This window comes from Sedimenticola selenatireducens DSM 17993 (assembly GCF_000428045.1).
Classification (GTDB): domain Bacteria; phylum Pseudomonadota; class Gammaproteobacteria; order Chromatiales; family Chromatiaceae; genus Sedimenticola; species Sedimenticola selenatireducens.
Window position 1 is genome coordinate 28,252 of record NZ_ATZE01000022.1, and the last position, 25,055, is coordinate 53,306.

At 56.8% G+C, this 25,055-nt stretch carries 25 protein-coding genes and 1 pseudogene; 18 read left to right on the forward strand and 8 right to left on the reverse strand.

Annotated elements, in window-relative coordinates; translation table 11 throughout:
• Nucleotide 1 precedes the first annotated feature (1 nt).
• Nucleotides 2-694: a hypothetical protein gene (locus A3GO_RS0115495; RefSeq protein WP_029134180.1), complete on the forward strand. Its 693-nt coding sequence runs from the start codon at nucleotides 2-4 to the stop codon at nucleotides 692-694.
• A gap of 4 nt (nucleotides 695-698) precedes the next feature.
• On the opposite strand, the gene A3GO_RS0115500 is transcribed toward A3GO_RS0115495, so the two are convergent.
• From A3GO_RS0115500 to A3GO_RS0115510, 3 genes are read right to left on the reverse strand one after another with little or no spacing between them, the layout of a single operon-like run.
• Nucleotides 699-1,151, reverse strand: coding sequence for a hypothetical protein (locus tag A3GO_RS0115500; RefSeq protein WP_029134181.1), 453 nt, complete (start codon nucleotides 1,149-1,151; stop codon nucleotides 699-701).
• Nucleotides 1,148-2,482, reverse strand: coding sequence for a HAMP domain-containing histidine kinase (locus A3GO_RS0115505; RefSeq protein WP_029134182.1), 1,335 nt, complete (start codon nucleotides 2,480-2,482; stop codon nucleotides 1,148-1,150). The genes A3GO_RS0115500 and A3GO_RS0115505 overlap by 4 nt, the downstream gene beginning before the upstream one ends.
• Nucleotides 2,483-2,491: 9 nt before the next feature.
• Entirely contained in the window at nucleotides 2,492-3,199 is a 708-nt protein-coding gene (locus tag A3GO_RS0115510) for a response regulator (RefSeq protein WP_029134183.1), read from the reverse strand.
• Between the two features lie 170 nt (nucleotides 3,200-3,369).
• Here A3GO_RS0115510 and A3GO_RS0115515 point away from each other — a divergent pair, with 170 nt between their 5' ends.
• The 4 genes from A3GO_RS0115515 to A3GO_RS0115535 all read left to right on the forward strand — a co-directional run bounded on the left by A3GO_RS0115515 (nucleotide 3,370) and on the right by A3GO_RS0115535 (nucleotide 6,569).
• Nucleotides 3,370-3,984, forward strand: coding sequence for a cytochrome c (locus tag A3GO_RS0115515; RefSeq protein ID WP_245621759.1), 615 nt, complete (start codon nucleotides 3,370-3,372; stop codon nucleotides 3,982-3,984).
• A 49-nt stretch (nucleotides 3,985-4,033) separates the two neighbouring features.
• The gene (locus A3GO_RS0115520; RefSeq protein ID WP_037375634.1) at nucleotides 4,034-5,179 is read left to right on the forward strand and encodes an OmpP1/FadL family transporter; all 1,146 of its coding nucleotides are present in this window, start codon (nucleotides 4,034-4,036) and stop codon (nucleotides 5,177-5,179) included.
• A 30-nt stretch (nucleotides 5,180-5,209) separates the two neighbouring features.
• Nucleotides 5,210-5,413: a YgaP family membrane protein gene (locus A3GO_RS0115525; protein ID WP_029134186.1), complete on the forward strand. Its 204-nt coding sequence runs from the start codon at nucleotides 5,210-5,212 to the stop codon at nucleotides 5,411-5,413.
• Between the two features lie 262 nt (nucleotides 5,414-5,675).
• Nucleotides 5,676-6,569 (forward strand): CPBP family intramembrane glutamic endopeptidase, encoded by an 894-nt coding sequence (locus A3GO_RS0115535; protein WP_029134187.1) that lies wholly within the window; start codon nucleotides 5,676-5,678, stop codon nucleotides 6,567-6,569.
• A gap of 9 nt (nucleotides 6,570-6,578) precedes the next feature.
• On the opposite strand, the gene A3GO_RS24110 is transcribed toward A3GO_RS0115535, so the two are convergent.
• Nucleotides 6,579-7,049, reverse strand: coding sequence for a c-type cytochrome (locus A3GO_RS24110; RefSeq protein WP_051302447.1), 471 nt, complete (start codon nucleotides 7,047-7,049; stop codon nucleotides 6,579-6,581).
• 306 nt (nucleotides 7,050-7,355) lie between these two features.
• On the opposite strand from A3GO_RS24110, the gene A3GO_RS0115545 reads away from it, so the two are divergent.
• The 9 genes and pseudogenes from A3GO_RS0115545 (at nucleotide 7,356) to A3GO_RS0115590 (ending at nucleotide 16,637) form a co-directional block, all read left to right on the forward strand.
• Nucleotides 7,356-8,750 carry an NfeD family protein gene (locus tag A3GO_RS0115545; protein WP_029134188.1) on the forward strand — a complete coding sequence of 465 codons (1,395 nt, stop codon included), beginning with the start codon at nucleotides 7,356-7,358 and terminating at the stop codon, nucleotides 8,748-8,750.
• Between the two features lies 1 nt (nucleotide 8,751).
• A pseudogene (locus A3GO_RS24115) lies at nucleotides 8,752-9,535 on the forward strand (slipin family protein).
• A gap of 412 nt (nucleotides 9,536-9,947) precedes the next feature.
• Nucleotides 9,948-11,069, forward strand: a complete 1,122-nt coding sequence (gene coxB / locus A3GO_RS0115555; RefSeq protein ID WP_335340055.1) for a cytochrome c oxidase subunit II — start codon at nucleotides 9,948-9,950, stop codon at nucleotides 11,067-11,069.
• A gap of 10 nt (nucleotides 11,070-11,079) precedes the next feature.
• Entirely contained in the window at nucleotides 11,080-12,675 is a 1,596-nt protein-coding gene (gene ctaD, locus A3GO_RS0115560) for a cytochrome c oxidase subunit I (RefSeq protein ID WP_037375638.1), read from the forward strand.
• Nucleotides 12,676-12,801: 126 nt separating this feature from the next.
• Nucleotides 12,802-13,356, forward strand: a complete 555-nt coding sequence (locus tag A3GO_RS0115570; protein WP_037375640.1) for a cytochrome c oxidase assembly protein — start codon at nucleotides 12,802-12,804, stop codon at nucleotides 13,354-13,356.
• 59 nt (nucleotides 13,357-13,415) lie between these two features.
• Entirely contained in the window at nucleotides 13,416-14,291 is an 876-nt protein-coding gene (locus A3GO_RS0115575; RefSeq protein ID WP_029134192.1) for a cytochrome c oxidase subunit 3, read from the forward strand.
• Entirely contained in the window at nucleotides 14,288-15,115 is an 828-nt protein-coding gene (locus A3GO_RS0115580; RefSeq protein ID WP_029134193.1) for an SURF1 family protein, read from the forward strand. The genes A3GO_RS0115575 and A3GO_RS0115580 overlap by 4 nt, the downstream gene beginning before the upstream one ends.
• Before the next feature lie 74 nt (nucleotides 15,116-15,189).
• Nucleotides 15,190-15,723 (forward strand): DUF2244 domain-containing protein, encoded by a 534-nt coding sequence (locus A3GO_RS0115585; protein WP_029134194.1) that lies wholly within the window; start codon nucleotides 15,190-15,192, stop codon nucleotides 15,721-15,723.
• A gap of 140 nt (nucleotides 15,724-15,863) precedes the next feature.
• Nucleotides 15,864-16,637, forward strand: coding sequence for a ferredoxin--NADP reductase (locus A3GO_RS0115590; protein ID WP_029134195.1), 774 nt, complete (start codon nucleotides 15,864-15,866; stop codon nucleotides 16,635-16,637).
• A gap of 32 nt (nucleotides 16,638-16,669) precedes the next feature.
• Here the strand turns inward: A3GO_RS0115590 and A3GO_RS0115595 are convergent, their stop codons facing one another.
• On the reverse strand, nucleotides 16,670-17,647 hold the full coding sequence (locus A3GO_RS0115595; protein ID WP_029134196.1) for an alpha/beta hydrolase: 978 nt from the start codon (nucleotides 17,645-17,647) through the stop codon (nucleotides 16,670-16,672).
• A 387-nt stretch (nucleotides 17,648-18,034) separates the two neighbouring features.
• Here A3GO_RS0115595 and A3GO_RS25440 point away from each other — a divergent pair, with 387 nt between their 5' ends.
• On the forward strand, nucleotides 18,035-18,565 hold the full coding sequence (locus A3GO_RS25440) for a DUF4405 domain-containing protein (protein WP_084610147.1): 531 nt from the start codon (nucleotides 18,035-18,037) through the stop codon (nucleotides 18,563-18,565).
• A 27-nt stretch (nucleotides 18,566-18,592) separates the two neighbouring features.
• Here the strand turns inward: A3GO_RS25440 and A3GO_RS0115605 are convergent, their stop codons facing one another.
• On the reverse strand, nucleotides 18,593-19,804 hold the full coding sequence (locus A3GO_RS0115605; RefSeq protein ID WP_029134197.1) for an MFS transporter: 1,212 nt from the start codon (nucleotides 19,802-19,804) through the stop codon (nucleotides 18,593-18,595).
• A 225-nt stretch (nucleotides 19,805-20,029) separates the two neighbouring features.
• Nucleotides 20,030-20,776 carry a flavodoxin family protein gene (locus A3GO_RS0115610; protein ID WP_029134198.1) on the reverse strand — a complete coding sequence of 249 codons (747 nt, stop codon included), beginning with the start codon at nucleotides 20,774-20,776 and terminating at the stop codon, nucleotides 20,030-20,032.
• Nucleotides 20,777-21,325: 549 nt separating this feature from the next.
• Here A3GO_RS0115610 and A3GO_RS0115615 point away from each other — a divergent pair.
• From A3GO_RS0115615 to A3GO_RS0115625, 3 genes are all read left to right on the forward strand, one after another.
• Nucleotides 21,326-22,690, forward strand: coding sequence for an NAD-dependent succinate-semialdehyde dehydrogenase (locus A3GO_RS0115615; RefSeq protein ID WP_029134199.1), 1,365 nt, complete (start codon nucleotides 21,326-21,328; stop codon nucleotides 22,688-22,690).
• A 16-nt stretch (nucleotides 22,691-22,706) separates the two neighbouring features.
• Entirely contained in the window at nucleotides 22,707-23,372 is a 666-nt protein-coding gene (locus tag A3GO_RS0115620; protein ID WP_029134200.1) for an FAD-binding oxidoreductase, read from the forward strand.
• A gap of 104 nt (nucleotides 23,373-23,476) precedes the next feature.
• Nucleotides 23,477-23,701, forward strand: coding sequence for a hypothetical protein (locus tag A3GO_RS0115625; RefSeq protein WP_029134201.1), 225 nt, complete (start codon nucleotides 23,477-23,479; stop codon nucleotides 23,699-23,701).
• A 76-nt stretch (nucleotides 23,702-23,777) separates the two neighbouring features.
• Here the strand turns inward: A3GO_RS0115625 and A3GO_RS0115630 are convergent, their stop codons facing one another.
• On the reverse strand, nucleotides 23,778-25,055 hold the full coding sequence (locus A3GO_RS0115630; protein WP_029134202.1) for a peptidoglycan-binding protein: 1,278 nt from the start codon (nucleotides 25,053-25,055) through the stop codon (nucleotides 23,778-23,780).

The following is a 25,055-nucleotide window of genomic DNA, read 5'->3' on the forward strand; positions in this document are numbered from 1 at the left end:
CATGACCAAGATAGCCATCCTGATTGTTATCGTGCTGATTGTCGCGGCCGGTGTCTATACGGAACTGCAGCGGAGCAATAATCTGGAGCATACCGCCAAACGACTGGGGCTGGCTTTCAGTTCAGGCCTGCAGCCCATATCCGCCGACTTGAGTGCGCTGGAGTTTGACCTGCTGGCACAGGGCAACCGGGAGATCGCCAACCGGATGTCGGGAAAGCAGCAGGGTGATCAGATTGATATCTTCGACTACAGCTACGACGCCATGGCGGCAGGTGAGGGCTATGGCGCCCACCCGGCAGCCGATGATCCGGTCAGTATGGAGCGGCGCAATCAGACCGTTATTCGCGTGCAGTCGACAATGCGCTTTGCCGATTTTGATGTCAGTCCCACTCGGAGTCACCAGCGTCAGGTCGCTGCCCGGTTCGGCTTCTCGCCGCTGTTCTTTGAAGAGGCGCGAGCGTTCAGTCAGGCCTATCATCTGCTGGTGAGGGACGGTGTCCGTTGCCGGATGCTGTTTAACCCCGAGGTGCGGGCGTTTCTGCTGAATCACCCCGGACTGGTCGTGGAGGGGCGGGGCCATGATCTGCTGTTCTATCGTTTTGGCCAGCGTCTGAAGGCCAAGGAGCTGCCGGCGTTTCTGCAGGAGGCGCAGGAGTTGGTACGGCTTCTCGAAGCGGCTATGGACGCCGGCTGAGCGGTTATCGGGATATGCCGTCTTCCAACTCTTTGTCCAGGGTTTCCAACAGTAGTCTGAGATTGATCAACTGTGCCTTGACCTCCTGTCTCTCTTCCTCTGATAGCGGCTTATAGCCCCTGCCGTAGGACCAGCCGTAGCCCCAGCGAAAGGATGTAGGCCAGTAGGGTGACCCTCCGACCCGCACGCCCGCCAGCATCAGATCGGCAATCTGCCTTTCCCCGACCTGCTGTACACAGCGTTGCAGTGACCTGTCTGCCTGCACACGCTGTGCATAACTGCCGCCCTTCCAGTAGGCCAGATCGTGTCTTATGCAGCAGGTCACCCAGCGTGACTGCTGTTGCAGGGTGCCATCGGGAAAGGCGCTGCAACCGTCACTGGTGAAGGGCTTCAGCGTATCGCTACAGGCTGTGAATGCAGCCAGGCAGAGTAGTGCCGCGATGAGTGATCGGGTCATGGTTGTGGCTCACAGCTTTTTCGGTTCAGGCTGATGGTGGCTGTTGTGCCGCTCTCCGGCTTGGCCTGCAGTGTCACATCCCATCCATAGGCCAGTGCCAGTTGCCGGACGATGGCAAGTCCCAGGCCGCTGCCGCCGGTACCCTGGTTGCGCGACTGTTCCAGGCGGTAGAAGGGGCGGAAGACATTTTCCAGTTCCTCTTCAGGGATGCCTGGCCCCTGGTCCGAGACCGCAATGACCACTCCTTTTTCGGTACAGCCGCAAGTCACGGAGATAGGTGATCCTTCTCCATAGCGCAGGGCGTTTTCCAGCAGATTGGAGACGATGCGGGTCAATGCCATGGCGTTGACCTCCTGGCGACAGCCGGGGCAGGGTTGCCAGTGGATGGTGACGCCATGTTCCCTGAATTTTCGGACCAGTTCGTCCAGCAGCGGCTCGATCAGCAGGTTCTCACTCTGTCTCCCCTCCAGTCCCCGGCTGATATCCAGAAACATGCCGATCAACCGGTTCATCCGCTCCAGATCGCGGCGAATGCCGGCCAGCAGTTCGGCATCGCCTCCTTCATCGGGCAACATTGCCAGGGCCAGTTGAATCTGCGTGATGGGGGTGCGCAGGTCATGGGAGATGCCGGCCAACAGAGTGGTGCGGTTGGCCAGCAGTTCTCGCACCTGCCCGGTCATGCGGTTGAAGCTGCGGGCCAGGTTGGCCAGCTCATCGGGACCCCGTTCGGCAATCGGATCAGGCCACTCACCGGACCCCAGGGTGCGGACCGCCTTGGATAGTGACTCCAGCGGCGCGGTCTGGCGCTTGACCAGGACCACGGCAGTGATCAGGGTTACGCCGACACCGACAATCAGCACCAGCAGGATGGCGACAGGCGGGCGGACGCCGATTCGGGAGCGTGGAAAGCCGAGCCGTATCAGTTGCCCCCTGATTGGGATATCGACCCAGAACCACTGTCCCTGGCTGACCGAGCGTTCCTCCAGCAGCCGAATCGGTTGCCCGGTGCGCTGGCTCAGGGCCTGTTCAAGAAAGAAGCGGTAGGGTAGCCAGCTGTTGCTGGGTGGATGGGATTGGTCGCTACCGGTCAGGGTGATGTGGTAGCGATTGACGAACATCGCCTCCAGCGCGGGGCGTTCAGAGCCGGCTGTCTGCCACTGTTCCGCACTGGCGATCATCAGGGCCGCCAGGTCATCCGCGGAGCGCTGCCCGAGGGGAATCAGCAGCAGTGAGCCGATCACCATCAGCATGAACACCAGAAAGCCGATGGAAACCACGGCGATGGTGTTCAGGGTGCGGCCGAACAGGGTGCGTGGCTTCAGGAACGTCACAGGGCAGGATTACGTATCGGGGGAGAAAAGATAACCCGCGCCCCAAATGGTGCGCAGGTAGTGCGGCTCGGAGACATCCGTCTCGATCTTGCGGCGCAGCCGGTTGACCCGTACATCGATACTGCGGTCGAAGGGAGCGCGCTCATAGCCCTTGGTCAGATTGAGCAGGCGATCCCGGCTCAATACGCTGTTCGGGTGCTGGACAAAAATGCGCAGCAGTTCAAATTCACCGGCGGTGAGCGGAATGTCCGTCTGTCCCCGGCTCAGTTTATGGCTGTAGAGATTGAGTTCAAACGGTCCGAAGCGGATCACTTCCCCGGGAGTAGCGTGAGTGGGCTGTGTCTGCGGGCTGCGCCGCAGGACCGCGCGTACCCGCGCCAGCAATTCGCGTGGATTGAACGGTTTGGTCAGGTAGTCATCAGCTCCTACCTCGAGTCCGACGATCTTGTCCACTTCGTCGCCCCGGGCGGAGAGCATGATGATGGCCTGGTCCCCCTGCTGGCGTAAGCGCCTGGCCAGGGTCAAACCGTCATCACCCGGCATCATCAGATCGAGAATGATCAGGTCCACCGGCTGCTTTTTCAGATAACGCTCCATGGCCGCGCCGTCGGCCACCGCCTCGACCTGGTAACCCTGTTCGGTCAGATAACGTTTCAGCAATGCCCGCAGTTCAGGTTCGTCATCCACCACCAGCAGACGGCCGGTCTGCTCACTCATGGCCGTTCCGATCGGATATATGTAACCGCTTTGAAACAATTTGAAACAACATGACACCTCAGCGCAATCAAATCCGCATAACTCTTCGACAATCTCACCAGTTACAACAAAACCAACAGACAGTCCATGTTTTTCATGCCGTTGTGCAACCGCAGAAGAGGTCTCATTTTATGCAAAACCCGATAAAACAGTTTCAAGGTACTATCAAAAAAGGTGCGGTGCTACTCGCCGCCATCAGTCTGTCCGCCAGCGTCAGCGTGGCGCAGGCCCAAAATGCTGCGCCCGATATGCAGAAACTGCAACAGATGATGGGTCAGCAGATCAGTTTAATGAAACCGGAGCTGCAGGAAAAGGTCAAGGCACTGTCACCCCAGACCAAGAAACTGTTGCTGCAGATCTATGGCCAGCATACCCGTCATAGCGACAAGGTGACCCTGCGCCAGGTGATGCATGAGGTGCTGTCGGATTACCATAGCATGGTCACCGGTGTCCTTACCGACAATGCCGAGCAGGCCGCTGACAGCGCTCGTCGTCTGGCCAACCACCGCATCCCCATCGGTGGCCTGGTGCCCTATCTGGATATCAAGTTTGTCAATGACGAAGGTCTCAGTGCGCTGGCCGGGTTCAATGATGCCGTGGAGGGCAATGCCAAGCGTTTGGCAGCGGCCGCGGATGAAGGGGATATGATCAAGGCATCCGCGCTGGTCGGGGATATCACCCAGGGTTGCTTCAGTTGCCACAGTATATTCCGCGGTGTGCCCGGAAAGTCCGCACTGCTCCGCTAAACAACAAAAACAAACAGCCACATAAAACCATCAATTGGAGGAGAATATAATGCAGAAATTATACTGCAGACTGTCAGTAGCCATGGCACTTGGTATCATCAGCGCCCCGTCTTTCGCTACCAATGGCGACCAGATGCTGGGTGTAACCGCCATGCAGTGGGGTATGGCTGGTGCTCACACCGCCGCGCCCCAGGACGCGGCCACCGTACTGACCAACCCGGCCGGCCTGGCCGACCTGTCGATGCAGGAGTTTCGGGCCGATTTTGGTTTCGGCATCCTGAACCCGCCGCGCAAGGTGAACAACCAGGAGAGTGATTCGGATTACTATCTGATGCCGGCAGGCGCGCTCGCCTATCGGCCGAATGAGAAGCTGACCCTGGGCATGGGCATGGCCGGACTCTCCGGCATGGGGGTGGATTTTCCGGACACGCAGCCAGCTCCCGGTTTCCAGTCGATTGTCACCACCAAGCAGTTTTACAAGATCGCCCCGGGATTCGGTTATCAGGTGAATGACAAGCTGGCGGTGGGTGCCGCCCTGAATATCGATTATCAGAGCCTGGCGCTGGCCACTCCTGCGTTCCAGCTGCCACAGAATCAGGTATATGGTTTTGGTGCCACCTTTGGTCTGACCTATAAACCCAGTCCCCGTTTCACCATCGGTGCCTCCTATACCACCAAGCAGGAGATGGATGAGTTCAAGTGGAACACCACGGCGGGTACTTATGGCATGACCATGGATGCGCCGCCGATCTTCAGCGTAGGTCTCGCCTTCAAGCCGATGCCGGGTCTGCTGATCGAGGCCGATATCAAGCATATCGCCTTCAGTGATGTGCTGGACAAGGTCGCCTTCAAGACCCCCGCGGGTATGGGACAGATGGATTTCGGCTGGTCGGATCAGACCGTGTTTGCCATCGGTGTGCAGAAACAGGTTAATCCAAAAACCACCGTGCGCGCAGGCTTCAACTATGGGGAATCGCCTATCGGCCCGGAAGACGTGGACCGCAACATCGGCTCCCTGGCGGTCACCGAGGCACACCTGACACTGGGTCTGACCCGCCAGCTCGGTCAGCGCCTGTTCACCTCGCTCTCCTATGCCCACGCCTTCCATAACGAGGTGACTTCGAGCAGCGGCAGTGGCAACAAGATCGAGCTGGAGCAGAATGTGGTGAATCTGCAGATGTCCTATCGCTTCTAATCATCATAGTCAATCGGGAGATTGAGACTAATGACAGTTGATCGAATCGTACATATTGTGGCGGGACTGATGGTATTGATCAGTATCGCCCTGGCCCATTTTGTTCACCCCAACTGGATATTTCTGGGGGTGTTTGTTGGGTTGAACCTGGCACAGAGTGGGTTCACCAACTTCTGTCCCCTGGCGAGTATTCTGAAGCGCCTGGGGGTACAGGAGGGGAGCTGCTGCTCCTGATAGAAGGTAAAAAGTGAAGGTAGGCTGACTCCGGTGGTAATGATCGATAGGGATCACCACCGGTTCAAGGGATCGTCGGGTTAGGCAGTAGTTAACCCGACTATCCCTTTTTTTTGCGCGATGAGCTAGTGGTGTTGTGTCGGACAGGCCCGGCCGGCGGTCAGAGAGCGAACTGCATGTTGCCACGCGCCGGTTTCCGGTAGAATGCGCGGCTGACCTGTATCCACCATGCCAATGATCCGCACCGGAGTATCCGTCATCCATGCGCGCCTTCGCCTACTTTGTTCTGCTCCTGCTGGTGTCCCTGTTTCTCAGCGCCCTGATCAACTATCCGCTCTACAATCTGCTGCAGGAGAGCATGAGCAATGGACCGCACAAGTTGATCAATACCGTGGCAAAGCTGATTGCCATACCAGGGTTTATTCTCATCATCCGGCACTTTGCCATCGACAACAGGATCGGGCTTGGCTATGGCCTCGCGAAATCGGAATTTCTGCGCGATCTGCTGCGAGGCTGGCTCAGTGGCCTGCTGATCCTGATGCTGTTAAGTGTCGCCCTGATCCTGTTTGGCGTGCGCACCGTCAGTATTCCAGCGGAGGCATGGTTACCCCTGCTGCTGAAAACTACGCTGGTTGCCCTGATCGGCGGCTTGCTGATCGGTTTTATCGAGGAGACCTTCTTCCGTGGTGGGCTGTTTGGTGCCATCCGCAGGGATCACGGCTTTGCAGTAACCCTGTTACTCTCCAGCCTGTTCTATGCCGGGCTGCATTTTATTAAACCGCTGCCGGTGTCAGGCGATGCGGCGGGGGCCTGGTACAGTGGATTGTTGATTCTGTCCGGTGCCTTTGTGCAGTTTACCGAATGGCAGATAGCCGATTCATTCATCGCCCTGTTTGGATTGGGCGCCTTTTTTGCCGTGGTACGGGAGCGCACCGGCAATATCGCCTATTGCATTGGGGCGCATGCCGGCTTTGTGTTTGTGATCAAAATCGTACGAAAATTCACCGACCTAAATCCGGACAGCATGTTCAACTTTATGGTGGGAAATTATGACGGCATGATCGGCTACCTGTCGGCAGCCGGTCTTCTGATTCACACCCTGATCGTCTATCGTTTCTGGCGCCGTCCACATGCCGGGCGGACAGTTACGCAATAGCGGCCGTGCTCATTCAGGCAGGGCGGGCGGGTTGTCGTTGAACTGGCTCAGGAAAGCGATAAGGTTGGCGCGCTCTGCATCACGCCGGATGCCGCGAAAGTCCATTAACCTGCCGGGTATTGCCTGTTCCGTATTGGTGAGGTAATAGTTAAGGGCATTGATACTCCAGGTGTGGCCGCTGTCGCGCATGGCGGCGGAGAATTCAAACCCCGCCACCGTACCGGCCTTGCGCCCCATCAGGTTCCACAAGTGCGGCCCCTTGCCGTGACCGCCCTCTTGCTTAAGGTCGTGGCAGGATGAGCATTTGCGCATGAAGGTATTCTCTCCGGCGGCAAGATCCGCCTCTCTGAGTTGCTGCTTGAATGATTCGCTCAATGGCGGCTGATACTGGCTCAGTGGCCCGGTTGCATCAGCGGCCAGTGTACCTGAGATCATCAGCATTGCGGCGGCCAGGCCTAATCGGTGTATTTTCACAGTCATGGTGCTTCCAGTCGGTTGTTCCGCTCGGGTGTTTATGAGCAGATTGGTTTATTCCATAGTGTGGCAATCTGTAACACGGTTAGTTTCATAAAACCATTATTTACCATGTATCCGCTCCTTCGCGTCCCGGGCAACGGGAATTTTTTCTGGAATCTGTCGGCACGCTCCGCTCTTTGCTCCAGTAAAAAGTGGAGCTGACGACCCATCTGATCCAGCTGTGTTCAGGGGCGATGCCAGCCATGCGTGAACGCAAGTCACCGTGCGGCTGAGCCTTCTATACTTAAATCGTGAGAAGGTGGGACAGGTATGAATATATTGGATTCCACACTCCGGCTATTGCTGCTGGTATTGCTGATTGCATCGGGAGTATCGGTCCAGGCCGAAGAGCAGGAGCGCGTGCCGGCGGGTGCACTCTGGATGCTGAAACTGGATGGCACGGTCGGTCCTTCAACGGCTGACTACCTGGTGCGCGGACTGGAGCAGGCGGCCGGGTCCGGCGCGGCAGCGGTAATGTTGAGGATCAATACGCCAGGCGGGCTGGACAGCTCCATGCGCGATATGGTCGCAGCGGTTCTGGCCGCGCCGATACCGGTGATTTGTCATGTGGCACCCGGCGGCGCGCGCGCGGCCAGTGCCGGTACTTTTCTGCTCTACAGCTGCCATATAGCGGCCATGGCGCCGGCCACCAATCTGGGCGCGGCGACCCCGGTTTCGATCGGTGCGCCGCTGACCCCGGCACCGGGTGGGGAAAGTCCGAAGCCGGAGGCTGGCGGTGATGCCGCGGGTGACGACAAGCCGGCAGCCCCGGCCTCCAAGAGCGCGATGGAGCGCAAGGTGACCAACGATGCCGTCGCCTATATCCGCAGTCTCGCCGAACTGCGTGGCCGCAATGCCGACTGGGCGGAAAAGGCGGTACGGGAGGGGGCCAGCCTGAGTGCTGCGCGCGCCCTGGAGATGGGCGTGATCGACCTGGTTGCGGCGGATACCGAAGCACTGCTCAAAGCACTGAGGGATAAGCGCATCAAGATCGGCTCACGGGAAATCAGTCTGGATCTGGTCACCGCACCCCGGGTGGTGCATAACCCGGACTGGCGCAGTGAGTTCCTCGCCGTGATTACCAACCCCAATGTCGCCTATGTGCTGATGTTGATCGGCCTCTATGGACTGATCTTCGAGTTCTCCAATCCCGGCTTCGGCCTGCCCGGTATACTCGGCGCAACCTGCCTGCTGGTGGCGCTCTACGCCTTTCAGATACTGCCGATCAGCTATGCCGGACTCGGTCTCATGCTGCTCGGTGTGGGGTTGATCGCGGCCGAGGTGATGATGCCGAGTTTTGGCGTGTTTGGGGTCGGTGGGCTGATCGCCTTTGTGGTCGGCTCGATCATGCTGATGGACACCGAAATTCCCGCTTATCAGGTGGCGATGCCGGTCATCGTGGCCCTGTCGGTTATCACCGGTGTGCTGCTGTTTGTGATTCTGAGTATGGCCATGCGCGCCCACCGGCGACCCCGGGTCTTCGGCGCGGAGTCGGTGATCAACCAGTGTGCCACAATTGAACGGGTGAGTGCCGATCAGGTGATGGCGCGGCTTGAAGGTGAGCTCTGGTCGGTGCGTTGTGCCGACCCGCTGGTCGTGGGCGACCGGGTCCGGGTCCGGGCGATGGATGGATTGACCCTGGTCGTCGACAAGCTGGAGGATTGACATGATAGGCATACAGTACTTTGCTCTGACGTTGATCGTTGCTGTTGTATTACTGATGATCACGATGTTTCGCATCCTGCGCGAGTATGAGCGCGGCGTCATCTTTATGCTCGGGCGCTTCTACAAGGTGAAGGGGCCGGGGCTGGTGGATTGTGGTGCCGGTGATTCAGCAGATGGTGCGTGTCGATCTGCGAACCCTGGTGATGGACGTGCCGACCCAGGATGTCATCTCGCTGGACAACGTTTCGGTCAAGGTCAATGCGGTACTCTATTTCCGGGTAGTGGATCCGGAGCGGGCTATCATCCATGTGGAAAACTATCTGGAGGCGACCAGCCAGCTCTCCCAGACCACCCTGCGATCGGTGCTTGGCCAACATGAGCTGGATGACATGCTGTCCGCACGTGACAAGCTCAATGCCGATATTCAGCAGATCCTGGACAAGCAGACCGACGCCTGGGGCATCAAGGTGGCCAACGTGGAGATCAAGCACGTCGACCTGGATGAGAGCATGATCCGCGCCATCGCCAAACAGGCCGAGGCGGAGCGTTCCAGGCGCGCCAAGGTGATCCATGCCAGCGGTGAACTGGAGGCGGCCGAAAAACTGCTCAATGCGGCGCAGATCCTGGCGAAACAACCGCAGGCGCTGCAGTTACGCTACATGCAGACCCTGACCGAGATTGCCGGCCAGAATACCCACACCATTGTTTTCCCGTTGCCGGTCGATCTGATCAATCAGTGGACCAAAAGCGGTGGTGCCGACGGGCCGGATAACAGCGAGAAATAGGCTGTCCCGTGGGCACTGGCCGGATATCCGGCCGCATGGATAGGCAGATTGGCAGAACGGGTGGATCGTTAAATTGTGGAATACGATTCGTCTCTGGATGCATCCTGTGGTACCGCTAAATCATATGAGGATACCGGTGGATAGTCAGGATACAAGACCGGTTCCAATAATTGAATAACGCCATTCATCAACTATGCTTAGGGTGCTGTCTCGATAGTAGCATCAAGTCCTTGGCATCCTTCTGCTGTCTGTGGCGCGCCTGCCACCAGACCTGCCATTCATCGCTACTTTCAGGGTAAGCATCAAGGCTGCAGCCAGAATTGGCCACCACATCTTTGGTGTTTGACAATGTGAATCTCCGGCCAATCAAAGCCGTCGCGGCTATGCGAAAACGCTATGGTTGGAGGCTCTGTTGAACGGGATAAAACGGATAGTCACCGGTCTTACCGCGGTGCTGCTGGTTCAGGCGGCACCAGTTGTTCAGGCGGATTACACCCTTAACCTGCGTCAGGGCGTGACCCCGATCAGCCGGGAGATCTATGACCTGCATATGATTATCCTGTGGATCTGCGTGGCGATTGGCGTGCTGGTGTTTGGCGTCATGTTTTACAGCGTTCTCCGCCACCGTCGTTCACAAGGAGCGGTGGCCGCGCAGTTTCACGAAAGCACCTTTGTGGAGATTATCTGGACCCTGGTGCCGAGCCTGATTCTGGTGGCGATGGCGATACCGGCAACCAAAACGCTGATCGCCATGGAGGATACCAGCAATCCTGACCTGACCATCCAGGTCACCGGTTATCAGTGGAAATGGCACTATCGCTATCTGGATGATGAGGTCAGCTTTTTCAGTCTGCTGGCGACCCCTCGTGACCAGATCGAAAACCGCTCGCCCAAGGGCGAACACTATCTGTTGGAAGTCGATCAGCCGCTGGTTGTGCCGACGCAGAAAAAGATACGCTTTCTGCTCGGTTCCAATGATGTCATCCACTCCTGGTGGGTGCCCGACCTGGGTTGGAAACGCGATGCCATTCCCGGCTTTATCAATGAATCCTGGGCCTGGATAGAGGAGCCCGGTACCTACCGCGGTCAATGTGCCGAGCTGTGTGGCCGGGATCACGGCTTTATGCCTATCGTGGTCGTGGCCAAAGCCGAGGACGAATACCGGCAGTGGGTCGCAAGTCAGAAAGTGGCCCAGCAGAGTGAGCAGGCGTTGTCAGAGCAGGAGTGGAGCCTGGAACAACTGGTGGCGCGGGGTGAGGAAATCTACAACAAGACCTGTGTCGCCTGCCATCAGCCTGGGGGTGTCGGTGTACCCAACGTATTCCCGCCCCTCAAGGGCAGCCCGGTGGCGACCGGCCCCCTTGAGGCTCATATCAACATCGTGCTGAACGGCAAGCAGGGCACAGCCATGCAGGCGTTTGCCGGTCAGCTCTCGGACCTGGATCTGGCGGCGGTCATCAGCTATGAACGCAACGCCTTCGGAAATAACACCGGAGATCATGTTCAGCCGACGCAGATAAAGGCAGCGCGGTGAGGAGACAGTCATGACGGACTCGATACAGGCACACGCAGATGAGAAACCGGCCGGTCTCTGGCGCTGGGTGGTGACCACCAATCACAAGGATATAGGTACCCTCTACCTGCTGTTCGCACTGCTGATGTTCTTTATCGGCGGCACCATGTCGATGGTGATCCGTACCGAGCTGTTTCAGCCGGGTCTGCAGTTTACCGATCCGCTGTTTTTCAACCAGATGACCACCATGCATGCATTGGTGATGATCTTCGGGGCGGTGATGCCGGCCTTTGTCGGCCTGGCCAACTGGCAGATTCCCTTGATGATCGGTGCGCCGGATATGGCCTTTCCGCGCATGAACAACTGGAGTTTCTGGTTGTTGCCGTTCGCCTTCAGCATGCTGTTGAGCACCCTGTTCATGCCCGGTGGCGCACCCGCCGGTGGTTGGACCATGTATCCGCCGCTGGTGCTGATGACCGGCGATGCGTTTCCCTACCTGATCTTCTCGATTCACCTGATGGGGCTCTCCTCACTCATGGGTGCCATCAATATCATTGTGACCATTCTCAATATGCGCACCCCGGACATGCCGCTGATGAAAATGCCGCTGTTTGTCTGGACCTGGCTGGTGACCGCCTTTCTGCTGATTGCCGCCATGCCGGTACTGGCCGGTGTGGTGACCATGCTGCTGACCGACCGCTATTTCGGCAGCAGTTTCTTCAACGCCGCCGGGGGCGGAGACCCGGTGATGTTTCAGCATATCTTCTGGTTCTTCGGGCATCCCGAGGTCTATATCATGATCCTGCCCGCCTTCGGCGTGGTCTCGACCATCATTCCCACCTTTGCCCGCAAACCGCTGTTCGGCTACGCCTCGATGGTCTATGCAACCGCCTCCATCGCCTTCCTGTCATTCATTGTCTGGGCCCATCACATGTTCACCGTGGGTATGCCTTTGGTTGCCGAGCTGTTTTTCATGTACAGCACCATGCTGATTGCCATCCCCACCGGGGTGAAGATCTTCAACTGGGTCTCGACCATGTGGCGCGGTTCCATGACCTTCGAGACGCCGATGCTGTGGGCGATCTCTTTTGTCGTGCTGTTTACCATCGGCGGACTGTCCGGGGTGATGCTGGCCATCACGCCGGCCGATTTTCAATATCAGGACACCTATTTTGTCGTCGCCCATTTCCATTATGTGCTGGTTACCGGATCGGTGTTCGGCATCTTCGGTGCAGTCTACTACTGGCTGCCGAAATGGACCGGGAATATGTACAACGAACGACTGGGCAAGATCCATTTCTGGTGCTCGGTGGTATTCTCCAACCTGCTCTATTTCCCGCAACATTTTCTCGGTCTGGCCGGTATGCCGCGACGAATCCCGGACTATGCCATCCAGTTCACCGACTGGAACCAGGTCTCTTCCATTGGAGGATTCGGTTTTGGGCTCAGTCAGTTGATCTTTGTCTATGTCGTGTTTCACGCGATACGCGCGGGGCGCAAGGCGCCGGCCCGGGTCTGGGATGGGGCAGTTGGACTGGAGTGGAGTGTGCCTTCGCCGGCACCCTATCACACGTTTCAGGAGCCGCCGAAATTGGCGGATGGGCAGTTGCAAAGTGAGGGGGTTTAGGCTGTGCAGCGACAAATCGATACAGCTCAAGCCAGCCGTCGGCGCAACAACATCCTGCTGGCGCTGGGCCTGTTCATTGTCGCCCTGCTGTTTTTCAGTCTCACACTTCTGAGCCATCTTTGAGCCATGAAAAATTCAACCCGACAACAGACGAACCGGAAACTGGCAGTGCGGCTGGCCGGCGTCACTCTTGCCATGTTTGCTTTCGGTTTCGCCCTGGTCCCGTTGTATGACGTGTTTTGTGATATCACCGGCCTGAATGGCAAGGACGTAAACCGGATCAGTGCGGTGGAGCCGGTCGCGGTTGACGGCAGTCGTTGGGTAACAGTGGAATTTTTGTCCAACAGCAATGCGGCAGGCAGCTGGGAGTTTCACCCCAGCATCAGCAAGTTGCGGGTGCAGCCGGGGAAACTCTACTCGGTCAGTTACAGGGCCCACAACCCGACCAATCGGTCGATGACCATGCGGGCGGTTTCCAGTATCGCGCCTGGCACGGCGGCCGGATATGTCAACAAGCTGGAGTGTTTCTGTTTTCGGCAGCAGCGTTTTGCCGCGAATGAGCAGCGCCTGATGCCGCTGCGTTTCATGGTGGACAATAGGCTGCCGCCTGAGGTGGGCACCGTCAGTATCGCCTATACCCTGTTTGACAGCCTGGACGGAGAGTCCGCGCCCGGCTCCTGAATGGTCCAGGGTTTTCCGGTTCGTAACCCAGCCATGTTGATGGCTGAAGGTGTTATGCCATGTCTTCAGTAAACGATAGATACTATGTGCCGCATAACAGCTACTGGCCGATCCTGGGGTCGATTGGTTTATGCGCGTTGTTCGTCGGGTTTGCCCGCGTACTCACTGGTGAAAATATTGGCAGCACTTTGATGGTCGTGGGCGGTCTGATCATGGTGCTGATGCTGGTCGGCTGGTTCGGCACGGTGATTCGTGAGAGTCAGTCCGGCAGCTACAACCAGCAGGTGGGACGGTCATTCCGCTGGGGCATGTGCTGGTTTATCTTCTCCGAGGTGATGTTCTTCGGTGCTTTTTTTGCCGCGCTTTTCTATGCCCGCGTGCTCTCGGTCCCCTGGCTGGGAGGCGAAGGCAGTGGCTTCAGCACCCACCTGTACGTCTGGCCCGATTTTCTTGCTGCCTGGCCGCTGCTGCAACTGCCTGATCCCAGTCAGTTCGATGTCGCCAAGGCACCCATGGCCGCCGCCGGAATTCCCGCACTGAACACCCTGATACTGCTCTCCAGTGCGGCCACGGTGACCTGGGCGCACTGGGGGTTGAAGGCCGGTCGCCGGCGCCAACTGATTGTGGGGTTGGCGCTGACCATTGCCCTCGGTCTGCTGTTTCTCGGGCTGCAGGCCTATGAGTACCGGCACGCCTTCACCGATCTCAATTTGAGCATCAGCTCCGGCATCTATGGCACTACCTTCATCATGCTGACCGGCTTTCATGGTCTGCATGTGACGGTGGGGGCGATTATGCTGATGGTTATCCTGGGGCGCAGTCTGGCCGGGCATTTTACCCCGCTGGGCCATTTTGCCTTTGAGGCCAGCGCCTGGTACTGGCACTTCGTGGATGTGGTCTGGCTGATCCTGTTTACCTTTGTCTACTGGCTATGAAACCTGTTGATGCAGAGCGTCGCAAAGACTCCGGTCTGCTGGTCGGCGGCCCGGGTGGTTGGCGTGGACTGGTAATTCGCCATCCCTCTATTCATCTGGGGCGCTACTGTTTCCAGCCGGGCTGGTCCATGACATTGTTGACCCTGGTGCTGGTCTCGTTGCTGGTGATGTTGGGTTTCTGGCAATTGGCTCGTGCGGAGGCAAAGGTACAGCTGATCGACCGCTATGAGAAAAACAGCGCCCTGCCGGCGGTGGATCTGAATGCCGGGGATTTGAATGGTCAGCAGCTGGACTATCGCTTTGCAGCGGCTGACGGCGAGTATCGGGATGCCCCCCTCATTCTGCTCAATAACCAGATCTATCAGGGACGGGTCGGCTTTCATCTGCTGAATCTGTTCCGACTGGCGGAATCCGACCAGTACCTGCTGATCAACCAGGGCTGGGTTCCCGCGACCGCTGAGGGTAAACCGATGATCACGGCTTCCCGGTTCAACCTCTACAACAACCAGAAGGTGCAGGGCATGCTGGTACCCGTGCCGCGTGTCGGACTGCGCCTCGGGGAATTGCGTTATCAACCCGAGGCCCCGGTAATGGAGTTGCCCTATCTTGACCTGTCCTGGTTGGGGCAGGTATTGCATGTGGATCTGCGGTCGTCTGTCTTATTGCAGGATGCGCAATTAGTGGGCCAGTACAGGCAACAGCGGGAGACGTTCTGGCTAGATCCGGAACGGCACCGGGGTTATGCGCTGCAGTGGTTCTCTCTGGCGCTGGCCCTGGTGATTATTTACCTGGTAACCAATCTGAAACGGCCTGATTCAAGCTGACCGGCACAGATTTCGCCGGGCCGGGTGTGATCGGGTTTTGGACCGCGGATGCGGGTCTGCGGAGGAGGTTCAGTATGGTGATGCATTATGAACTGCCCAATTCACAGGGTGAGGTGTTCATTGTTCGCCCGAATAACTCGTTGAAGTGGCGGCACGCCAAGTGGTTGTTCAATATTATTGCCCTGGGCATGCTCGCTATCGCGCTGGCCTTCTGGTCGATTGGGGCCTGGCTGGTCTTTCCCTTTGTCGTCGCGGAGTTGGCGGTGCTCGCGTTTGCGCTCTACCGAACCTCGTTGAAGGCGTACTCCAGGGAGGTGATCTCGGTTGAAGCAGAATCGGTGCGGGTACAGCAGGGCCGGGATCACCCGGAGTTTCAGATGATCCTGCCCCATGCGCATGTCAATCTGCAAAGAGGGGAAGGCCCGTTGGGTTCCGGTCACCTCTACCTGCGGTCAGCGGATTCCGAAGTTGAAATAGGTGGTTGCCTGGTTGAGTCAGAGCGTGAAACACTGGCCGGTGATCTGGCCCGTGCGGTTGCCGCCTGCCGGGTGCTGGCTGGCTCACCTCTGCGGTCATCAGGCCATGGCTGGGGCTGGCGGGTACCCTGAACGGCAGTGCGAATACATTAGTAGTTTTGTGGTTTGGCTTTCCCTATAAGCTGATTCCAATTACTTCTTTTGGATGAACTCTGGGCCGGGTTATGGTCTTACAACCAGTACCGCAAATTTTCCAGGACAGGTTTTATCCAATGAGTAATATTATTCGTGAACGGGTTACCAGTGTTCATCACTGGAACGAGACACTATTCAGCTTTAAGACCAGTCGCAACGACTCGTTTCGCTTTCACAATGGCCACTTCACCATGATCGGTATCGAGGTGGAGGGGAGGCCGCTGATGCGAGCCTACAGCATCGCCAGCGCAAACTATGAAGACGAATTGGAGTTTTTCAGCATCAAGGTGCCAGACGGCCCACTCACTTCACGCCTGCAGAAAATCCGGGCCGGTGATGAACTGCTGCTCAGTAAAAAATCCACCGGTACGCTGATAGCGGATCATCTGTTACCGGGCAAACGTCTCTACCTGTTGGCGACAGGGACTGGTCTGGCCCCATTTCTGAGTATTATCAAGGACCCCGATATCTACGAGCGCTACGAAAAGGTGATCCTGACGCATGGAGTACGCTATGTATCCGAGCTTGCCTATCAAAATATGATCCTTGATGAGTTGCCTCAGAATGAATTCTTTGGCGACCTGGTGGCCGACAAGCTCATCTATTATCCCACTGTTACCCGGGAATCCTTCCGTAACCAGGGGCGGCTGACCGATTTGATGGAGAGCGGCAAGCTGTTCAGTGATATTGGTCTGCCGGCATTTGATCATGAGCATGATCGCTTCATGATCTGTGGCAGTCCAAGCATGTTGAAAGATACCTGCAATATTCTGAAAAGCAGGGGATTTGACGAATCCCGCAATGGGGTGGTGGGACGTTATGTTATTGAACGGGCGTTCGTGGAGTCCTGATCGCCATATCTGTTCTTCTATTTTCCTGGTGCTCAAGCCTCCCTGATGATGGTTGTCCGGCGAAACTCATCATCAGGAAAGACCCGGCCTGATATCAGGGTTTCGAAAATGTGCTCAAATACCAGTCCGGGCTGGCCCTTCTTTCTGCCGGACCGGAAATAGGAGTGCCCCTTGGGGCTATCGTAAATATTATTCACATCATCGCAGTCCACGGTATACACGTTGGCTGGGGTGAGCCGCATGTCCTCCGGGCCGGTATGTCCCAACCGGCGGGAGGCGATCTTGTTCTTGAGGTTGGATGCTTTGCTGGCGCGCAGCGCAAGATCATCGGACGCGAAGTAGACAATTACATTGCGTGAAGCGTGGCATATCAATTCGCCGGGTTCACCCACATGCAGGGATTCATTGACAATATCTGCCGCCACAAGAAAAGTATTTCTGAAAATAAGCGGAACCCCATCGGCCAGGTCATATCTGTTCCATGTGGAGAGGGTCTCGCGTAACACCCGGTTGCCCATCGAATGGGAGAGCACGTTGATTCGCTTGAAGCAGGGATCGGCTTGCGGATTGTACTCTTCAGAATTCCTCCAGGTTAAAAATTTTTCCAGAATCCTGGCAAACGAGTAGGCGCTTGAGTCGGCCGCCTTCTGATCATCCCAGTAATCCTGAACGATCCCGATATCGTTATCGCATGGCCAGATCAACGGCACGACCAGCACCTCCTGCTTCTTCTTTTTTTCGCACAGTTTCTGAAACTCCTCTACGGCACTGAACACCTCCTCAGGGAGATTTGAGAAGCCGTGAATGTAAATGAGTACCTGCCGGTAAGGAGCGATCTTGAGCCTGGAAAGAAATTCAATACTGCCTATTTCCGTATAGGCGGTATCGCCAGTCCTCTCGCAAAAAAAGACAGAGTTGCTTGCTGCATTATTATCAAGATTGAAATCAAACTTCCGTCCCACGCGGGTGCGTATACTCTGCTTAGGAAAACGGTTGGTGATGAACAGCATTGGTATTATCTCCCTCTATATCTACGCCACGTCATCCAACAGTGGATCCTGTACTAAACGTGAAAATCACAGAATTATTATCCACGACAAAACTCTGTCAGATTATGTGTTCCCCGGCATGGATCGACTGCCACCCGCACTGAAGTGGAAGAACAGCCTCGTGGCAGGATCATTAAAAGCGAGCGGTATCCTGTCCGTGGCCATACTCCCTCTGTCACTAATGAGATTAGCAGAGAATTGAAATTGATTGCACTTTTCGAAAAATTGCCCGTATGGTCGGTTTATCCGACCCGCTATTAACCGCCGTTACACTTTATTACAAGCCAGACATATGCCAGAAAAACAGCTCCCCTACACTGAAGTCTCAAATTTTGAGGGGAAGTCAACATGGCAAGTCAATTCAACACAGGTGTTGTAAAAGTGTTTCCGCGAAGAGTCATTACGCCTGTCACAGGAGCCCTGGCGCTGGTTATCGGTGTCAGTGGCGGTATGCTGTTCTTTCATCTGGGCGAGGGGCTGGTCAAGGTGGCCCATGAATGGCTGGGCTTGCTGTTCGTGGCAGCCATGCTGATTCACATACTCTCCAACTGGAAAGCATTTACCCAGCACTTCAGACAGAGTACTGCCAGGGCGGGGGTGCTTTCGGTACTACTGCTAACGGGAGTTTTTCTTGGCAGTGGCGCTATCAGCCAGCCGGGTGGTCCAAACGTCATATACAGTGCCTTGGGGGATGCGCCGATCGCATCGCTGGCGGTGTTGTTCAAAGTCGACGAATCGCTCTTGATAAAAGAGCTTGGGAGTCGTGGTATCCCTGTAGCCGCAAATGATCAGAGCATACGCGATGCCGCTGTGCTGGCAGGAATGAACGAACGCGATGCCGTGAAACAGCTGGTCAGCAGTGTAGGCAGCATGCGCTGATTTATGGATCTGGATAGTGTCTCGAGGTTATATTTTTATCGGCTTGTTTGTCGCCAGACGTTGAAACAGCAGTGATATCACTATGATGCCACATGCACTGGCCAGCATGAGCCAGCGCGTCTCCTGCCAGCTGCCCGTATAGGTGGCCAGTGCGGCCAGTGCCGGGGGGCCGAGTAACTGCCCCATGTGCGAGCCCTGTACCATCATGCCATTGACAGTGCCGATCTGCCCGCGTGTCGGGGCCACGACGGGAGCACCGGAGAGTACAGAGCCCGGTGTCATGCCGCCAAAGAATGAGAAGGCCAGACACAGTAGAAAGCGCGACAGATCAGAAAATCCGTCATTGAAAATGCCAAGCGCGGTAATGCCGAGACCGGCGCCGGAGATTATCAATGTGGTTGAACGCGTCAATCCCCATCGGAACAGCCAGCCCACCGTCAGGTTACCGGGGATATTGGCAGCCACCACCAGCGCGGTTAGCAGGCCCGTTGCTTCAAGTGACAGACCGCGCTGCTCGACCATGAAGCTGGGCAACCAGGCCATCAATGAGATCCATTGGATGGTGTAAAAGCCAAAACCGATGCTCAACAGCCAGGTGCCGGGACTGCGGATGGTCAGCATAATATTTTCCAGCAGGCCATGTTCCGGGGCGGCGGTAACATTGCCCGATTGTTTTCCGCTGTCGGTTTTTAACCAGAGAAGCGAGAGCCAGAGCAGTGTGGTGGCCGAGGAGAGTATCCAGAATGCACGCCATCCCATGGCGGCAACCATGATGGGTGTAAATATCATGGAGAGTGCCATACCCACCGGCATGTAAGTGGTCCATATGCCCAGCGAGAGTTGCAGATCATTGAGTGATGCGGCGCGCATAATCAGAATAGGTGCCGAGACAGCTACCGAGATGAAGCCAAAACCCTCGATAACCCGACTGAGCAGTAGTATTTCACCGGAATCAGCCAGCCCTCCTATAAGGCTGCCCAGGCTCAAGGTTCCCAGTCCAAGCATGGCCACCTGCTTCGCCCCCAGTCGATCGGCAAAGGTACCCGCTGCGATACCGAATACCATGCCTGTCAGGCTGAAGACTGACATCACCCAGCCGCCGACAATGAGGCTGATGGGTATCTGTGATCGGATCTCCGGCAATGCGGTTGGCGCCTTGCCATAATGAGCCGCCGCAAATATGCCGGCGGCCAGTGCGATGATGACGGCTCCCCAGTTGGTCTTTGATGGTTGTTTCATTGGCCTCAATAACTGATCGATGGTAACCGGCTATTGTCACTTGCAATCCGTTATTTTTCACGCACTTTTACTCTTTCTTCCTGATCCCTCTTGTGGAGGAAGTACCGGAGCTGGGGGCGATAGCCGTGTCGATGAAGCTTTCGGCAAAAAGGTTTTGGCCTGCCGTCTGGTTGAATATACCTTGACCGGGCCAGGATGCGGCCGCCGAGATGTTAAACGGGCGGATTACCGGTAATCCGGGTTCGGGTGGTCAAAATTGCAGCCCGCCTCCCACTTGTCGCGTTGATTGCCATGCGCAGGAATGCCGCGATTTTCCTCCAGCATTCGGGCCATGTGCAGCAGGTTCCAGGTCATGAAAGTGGTATTGCGTTGGGTGAATTCGTTCTCGGGTCCGCCTGATCCTTGATCGGCGTAGGAGGGCCCAGGTCCTGCTTCACCAATCCAGCCGGCGTCTGCCTGCGGCGGGATGGTGTAACCGAGATGCTGCAGGGCATACAGCACGCTCATGGCGCAGTGTTTCACGCCATCTTCGTTGCCGGTGATTATGGTTCCACCCACTTTTCCGTAATAGACATATTGCCCGTGTCTGTTCAGTTTTCCCGACTCACCGTAAAGGCGCTCAATGACGCGGCGACAGACGGAACTCTCCTCTCCCAGCCAGATTGGTGTGCCGATCACCAGAATGTTGGCCGCCATGACCTTGCGGCAAAGACCTGGCCAGTCATCCCGTTCGAAGCCATGTTCTGTCATGTCGGGGTAGACGCCGGGAGGCAACAGATAATCGACAGGGCGCAGGATCTCGGTTTTGACTTTGTTGGCCGCCATGATGGAGCGGGAGACATCGATCAGGGCTTCGGTGTTTGAGGTCACGCCGGTTGGCTTGAGTGTGCAGTTGAGAAAAAGGGCGGATAGTCCCGTAAAGTCAAAGGGATGATTGTCACAAAGTGTCTGTTGTTCGCTGTTCAATTGCATGATAGCGATCCTCCCGCCGCGTGTAGGCCCATGAACAGGGTCATCCTGTTTAGAAAATATAGGCTATTCAGCGCAGACCAGAATCCACAAAGACCGGCCGGTGGCTCCCGCCATGCATCAGTCACCTGAAACTGAGCGTCTATAATGATCGGAAGGTGTATCCGGTTTCCGATAGATCCGAACTGAAAATGGTGCACAAATAGCAGCAAGCGGACCATTCAGACATGTTTTTACTGCACAACAATTTGACTCGCTACAGTCGGCTGTCCTTGGAAAATGACTGTTGCAGCTGCAATCTCGGCAGCAACAGAGTGCAGTACCCGGGCAGGGTTGTACCCCGCTTCAGCTCTTCAATCCGCGCTGAAAAGGGCGTCCAAGCCGGAGAAACCACCGAACCAGCCACCCAAGCCGGAGAAACCGCCCAAACCTCCGGCCGACCCGGGACAGCTGCCAGTGGTGGTGGCAGGCTTGCACGCAGGGTGTTTGCCCCATCTGTTTCCGACGGATGCAGACCGTACGGAACATTGTCGGTAGTGGAGTTTTCAAGTCATGATGATCAGTTCAATCAACCCCGCAACGGGTCACGAGATACAGTCTTACGAACAGCTCTCTGCGGATGACCTGTCAACCCTGTGCGTGAATGCATCACACGCACAGGGTGACTGGATGGCGCTGACAATCGATCAGCGTGCCGCACTGTTACGCGAAGTTGCCCGGCAACTGGAGACGGGGAAGCGGCAGCTGGCAAAGCTCATTACCTCAGAGATGGGCAAGCTCATTGGCGAAGCCGAGAGTGAAGTCGAAAAATGTGCCTGGGTCTGTCATTACTATGCCGACACGGCCAATCAGTTTCTCGCGGATGAGGTTATCGAGTCCGATGCCAGCCGCAGTATGCTGGTCAAACAGCCGCTGGGTTTGGTGCTGGCCATCATGCCGTGGAATTTCCCTTTCTGGCAGGTTTTTCGCTGTGCCGCCCCGGCGCTGATGGCCGGCAACGGCGTCTTGTTAAAGCATGCCTCCAATGTGCCGGGCTGCGCGCTGATGCTGGAGCAGCTATTCCAGGATGCGGGATTTCCGAGCAGTGTTTTCTCAACCCTGCTGATTTCATCAGGCCAGGTGGCCGACCTGGTGGCCGATGCACAGATACACGCCATCAGCCTCACCGGCTCCGAGGCGGCCGGCCGCAGCGTGGCCTCGGTAGCGGGGAAAAATCTGAAAAAGTTAGTCCTTGAACTGGGAGGTTCAGATGCCTTTGTGGTGCTGGATGACGCAGATCTTGATGCCGCGGTAAAGGCGGCCGTACAGTCCCGTTTTCTCAATTGCGGGCAAAGCTGTATTGCCGCCAAGCGGTTTGTTGTGGTGGATGGGATAGGCGACCGTTTTGTCGAAAAGTTTCACGCCGCTATCAACAACCTGCGAGTCGGTGACCCGCTGGATGCGGAGACCACGCTGGGTCCCATGGCGCGGGATGATCTGCGTGAGACCTTGCATCGGCAGGTAACCGACAGTATCGATCAGGGTGCCCTGCTGCTTGCGGGTGGCCAGTTCCTGCCCCGGCCGGGCTGGTTCTATGCCGCTACCCTGCTGGACCAGGTAACACCCGGTATGCCGGCCTATGAAGAGGAGCTGTTTGGGCCGGTGGCTGCGGTGATACGGGCCACCGATGAGCAGGATGCCCTGCGCATTGCCAATGACAGCCGATTTGGTCTGGGCGGCAGCGTGTGGACAGGAGATGCGGCACGCGGCGAAGAATTTGCGCGCCGCATGGCGTGCGGTTCCGCCTTCGTTAACGGCCTGGTCAAAAGCGACCCAAGATTGCCCTTTGGCGGCATAAAGCATTCCGGCTACGGCCGTGAGTTGTCCCGTCTGGGTATTCAGGAGTTCATCAACGCCAAAACCGTGTGGATAAAATAGCGGGGGGATAATAGGCATGACCTACACCACAACACTATTGATGAGCGAATTTGTCACCCATGATGTAAAGCGCTTCATCGTGGAAAAACCGGATGGGTTCACATTCACCCCCGGCCAGGGGGTGGAGTTGGCGATTGACAACAGCCGCTGGAGAGACCAGGGACGGCCGTTCACGCCGACATCCCTGGCGGACGACCGTGTGCTTGAATTTATAATCAAACGGTATCCGGAGCATCAGGGGGTCACACAGGCGCTGCATGAGCTACCGCCCGGCGCAACACTGACCCTGAGTGACCCTTTCGGTACCATCGAATACAAGGGGCCCGGTGTTTTTATCGCCGGTGGCGCCGGCATCACTCCCTTTATCGCCATTCTCAGGGATCTGTCCATACAGAAGAAACTCAAGCATCAGACGCTGATGTTTTCCAACAAAACCCCGGCGGATGTTATTAACGAAAAGGAGTTCAGATACACGTTGGCTGAACGCTGCCTGCTGACCTGCACCCAGGCCAATGTGCCGGGTTATGACCATCAGCGAATCGACAGGACGTTTCTTGAGAAAAAGCTTACTGATTTTGACCAGCATTTTTATATCTGTGGACCCGATCCATTTACCAAAGCCATAACAGATGCCCTGGCGTCGCTGGGTGCGAAATCGGATGCGCTGGTGTTCGAGCAGTAGCAGTCGCTGCCAGTGCCGGCCATGCGATGGCCGCTGTTGCTAATTGTTGATCAGGGAAATACTTTGTAACTGAAACCCTTCAGGTTTATACGGCAGGTGATGTCATGACGAAAGCAACCCCACTGGACTGGTATTCGGAAGCCATACCATTCGAGGAGCTATTGCAGATTGCCCGTTCCCGGATCACGCTGTGCAACGCCCACTCCCGGCCAGAGGTATATCAGTGTGCGCTACAGGTAGTCCGGCAAAAATTATGCCCCTGCGTGGCGTCGGAAGAGCAGATTGTCAACGCCTTGGTGGATGAGTTTCTGCATACGGCAGGGCGGTGAACCTGTCACACAAACCCTTCCTGGTCCTTGTTCTGCCGAGCGGGACAACTGACTCCAGACCATTGGTCTGGCCGCACTAGCGTGCCGTCAGCTTGATCTCGATACGGCGGTTTTGCCGGTAGGCCGCCTCGTTGTTCGCCGGATTCAGCGGGTGGAACTCGGCAAAGCCGGTGGCGGCCATGCGCTGTTGGGAAATGCCCCGCGCCGCCAGATGGCGCAATACCGACACGGCCCGTGCCGTGGAGAGCTCCCAGTTGGAGGCAAATACGGCGCTCTTGATCGGTACCCGGTCGGTGTGTCCATCAATGCGTAAAATCCAGTCGATCTGATCCGGGATGATCTTGATCACATCACGCAGCACCCGGGCCAGCTCATCAAGCTGTTGCTGGCCTGCTTCGCCCAGTTGCGCCGAACCCGAATCAAACAATAGTTCTGACTGGAACAGGAAGCGGTCCCCCTTCACCTGGATGTAGGGGTTGGATTTAAGCAGGCTGCTTAGCTGACCAAAGAAATCCGAGCGATAGCGCTCCAGTTCGTTGACGCGCCGCGCCAGTTCGACATTCAGCCGTTTGCCAAGATCGGTGATTTCGGCCGCTTGCGCTATTTTTTGTTTCTCGGCAAGCGCCAGGGCCTGGCTGATCTCCTTGAGCTGGGCGCTGAGTCCGTCGATTTTCTGTTTGAGCAGCGCCACCTCGGCCTGGGCGTCGGCGGAGAGCCGTCGCTCCTCTCTCAGCGCCTGTGACTGTTCGCCAACCAGGGCACTGAGGGCCTGGATACGGATCTCCCGGTCCTCGACCTCCACCTGTGCCAGATGGGTGCGTTCGTTCGCCTCGGCCAGGCGTGCCTCCAGTGCCTTGCTGCGATCACGCAGTTGGGTCGCCTCATCGGTCTGCTGCCGGAGATTGGCGCTCAGGCTGCCGATCTGCGCTTCCAGTTCCGTCCGCAGTTGCCGGAGCCGGTCGATGTCCTGTTGCAGGCTGGCGATGTTCAGCAACTGTTGTTCGATCTGCTGACGATCGGCTGCCTGCGCCTGCTTCAGTTGATCCATCTGGCTGGTGAGATCATAGCGCTCTTCGGTGAGCTGACTGATCATCCCGGATAGATTCTCTACATTAGCCGACAGCGCCTGGTTCTTCTGCTGCTCCAGTCCGAGCTCAATGGTCAGTTGATTGAGGCGTCGTTCCAGGTCGCCCAGTTCGCTCTCCTGGCTGGAGAGGATCTGGGTCAGCATGAACTGGGCGAAGGTGAAGACCAGCAGAACGAAGATGACCAGCATGAGCAGGGCGGCCAGGGCATCCACATAGCCGGGCCAGACGTTGACGCTGAGACGGCTGCGGCGTGAGTAGGCTGACAT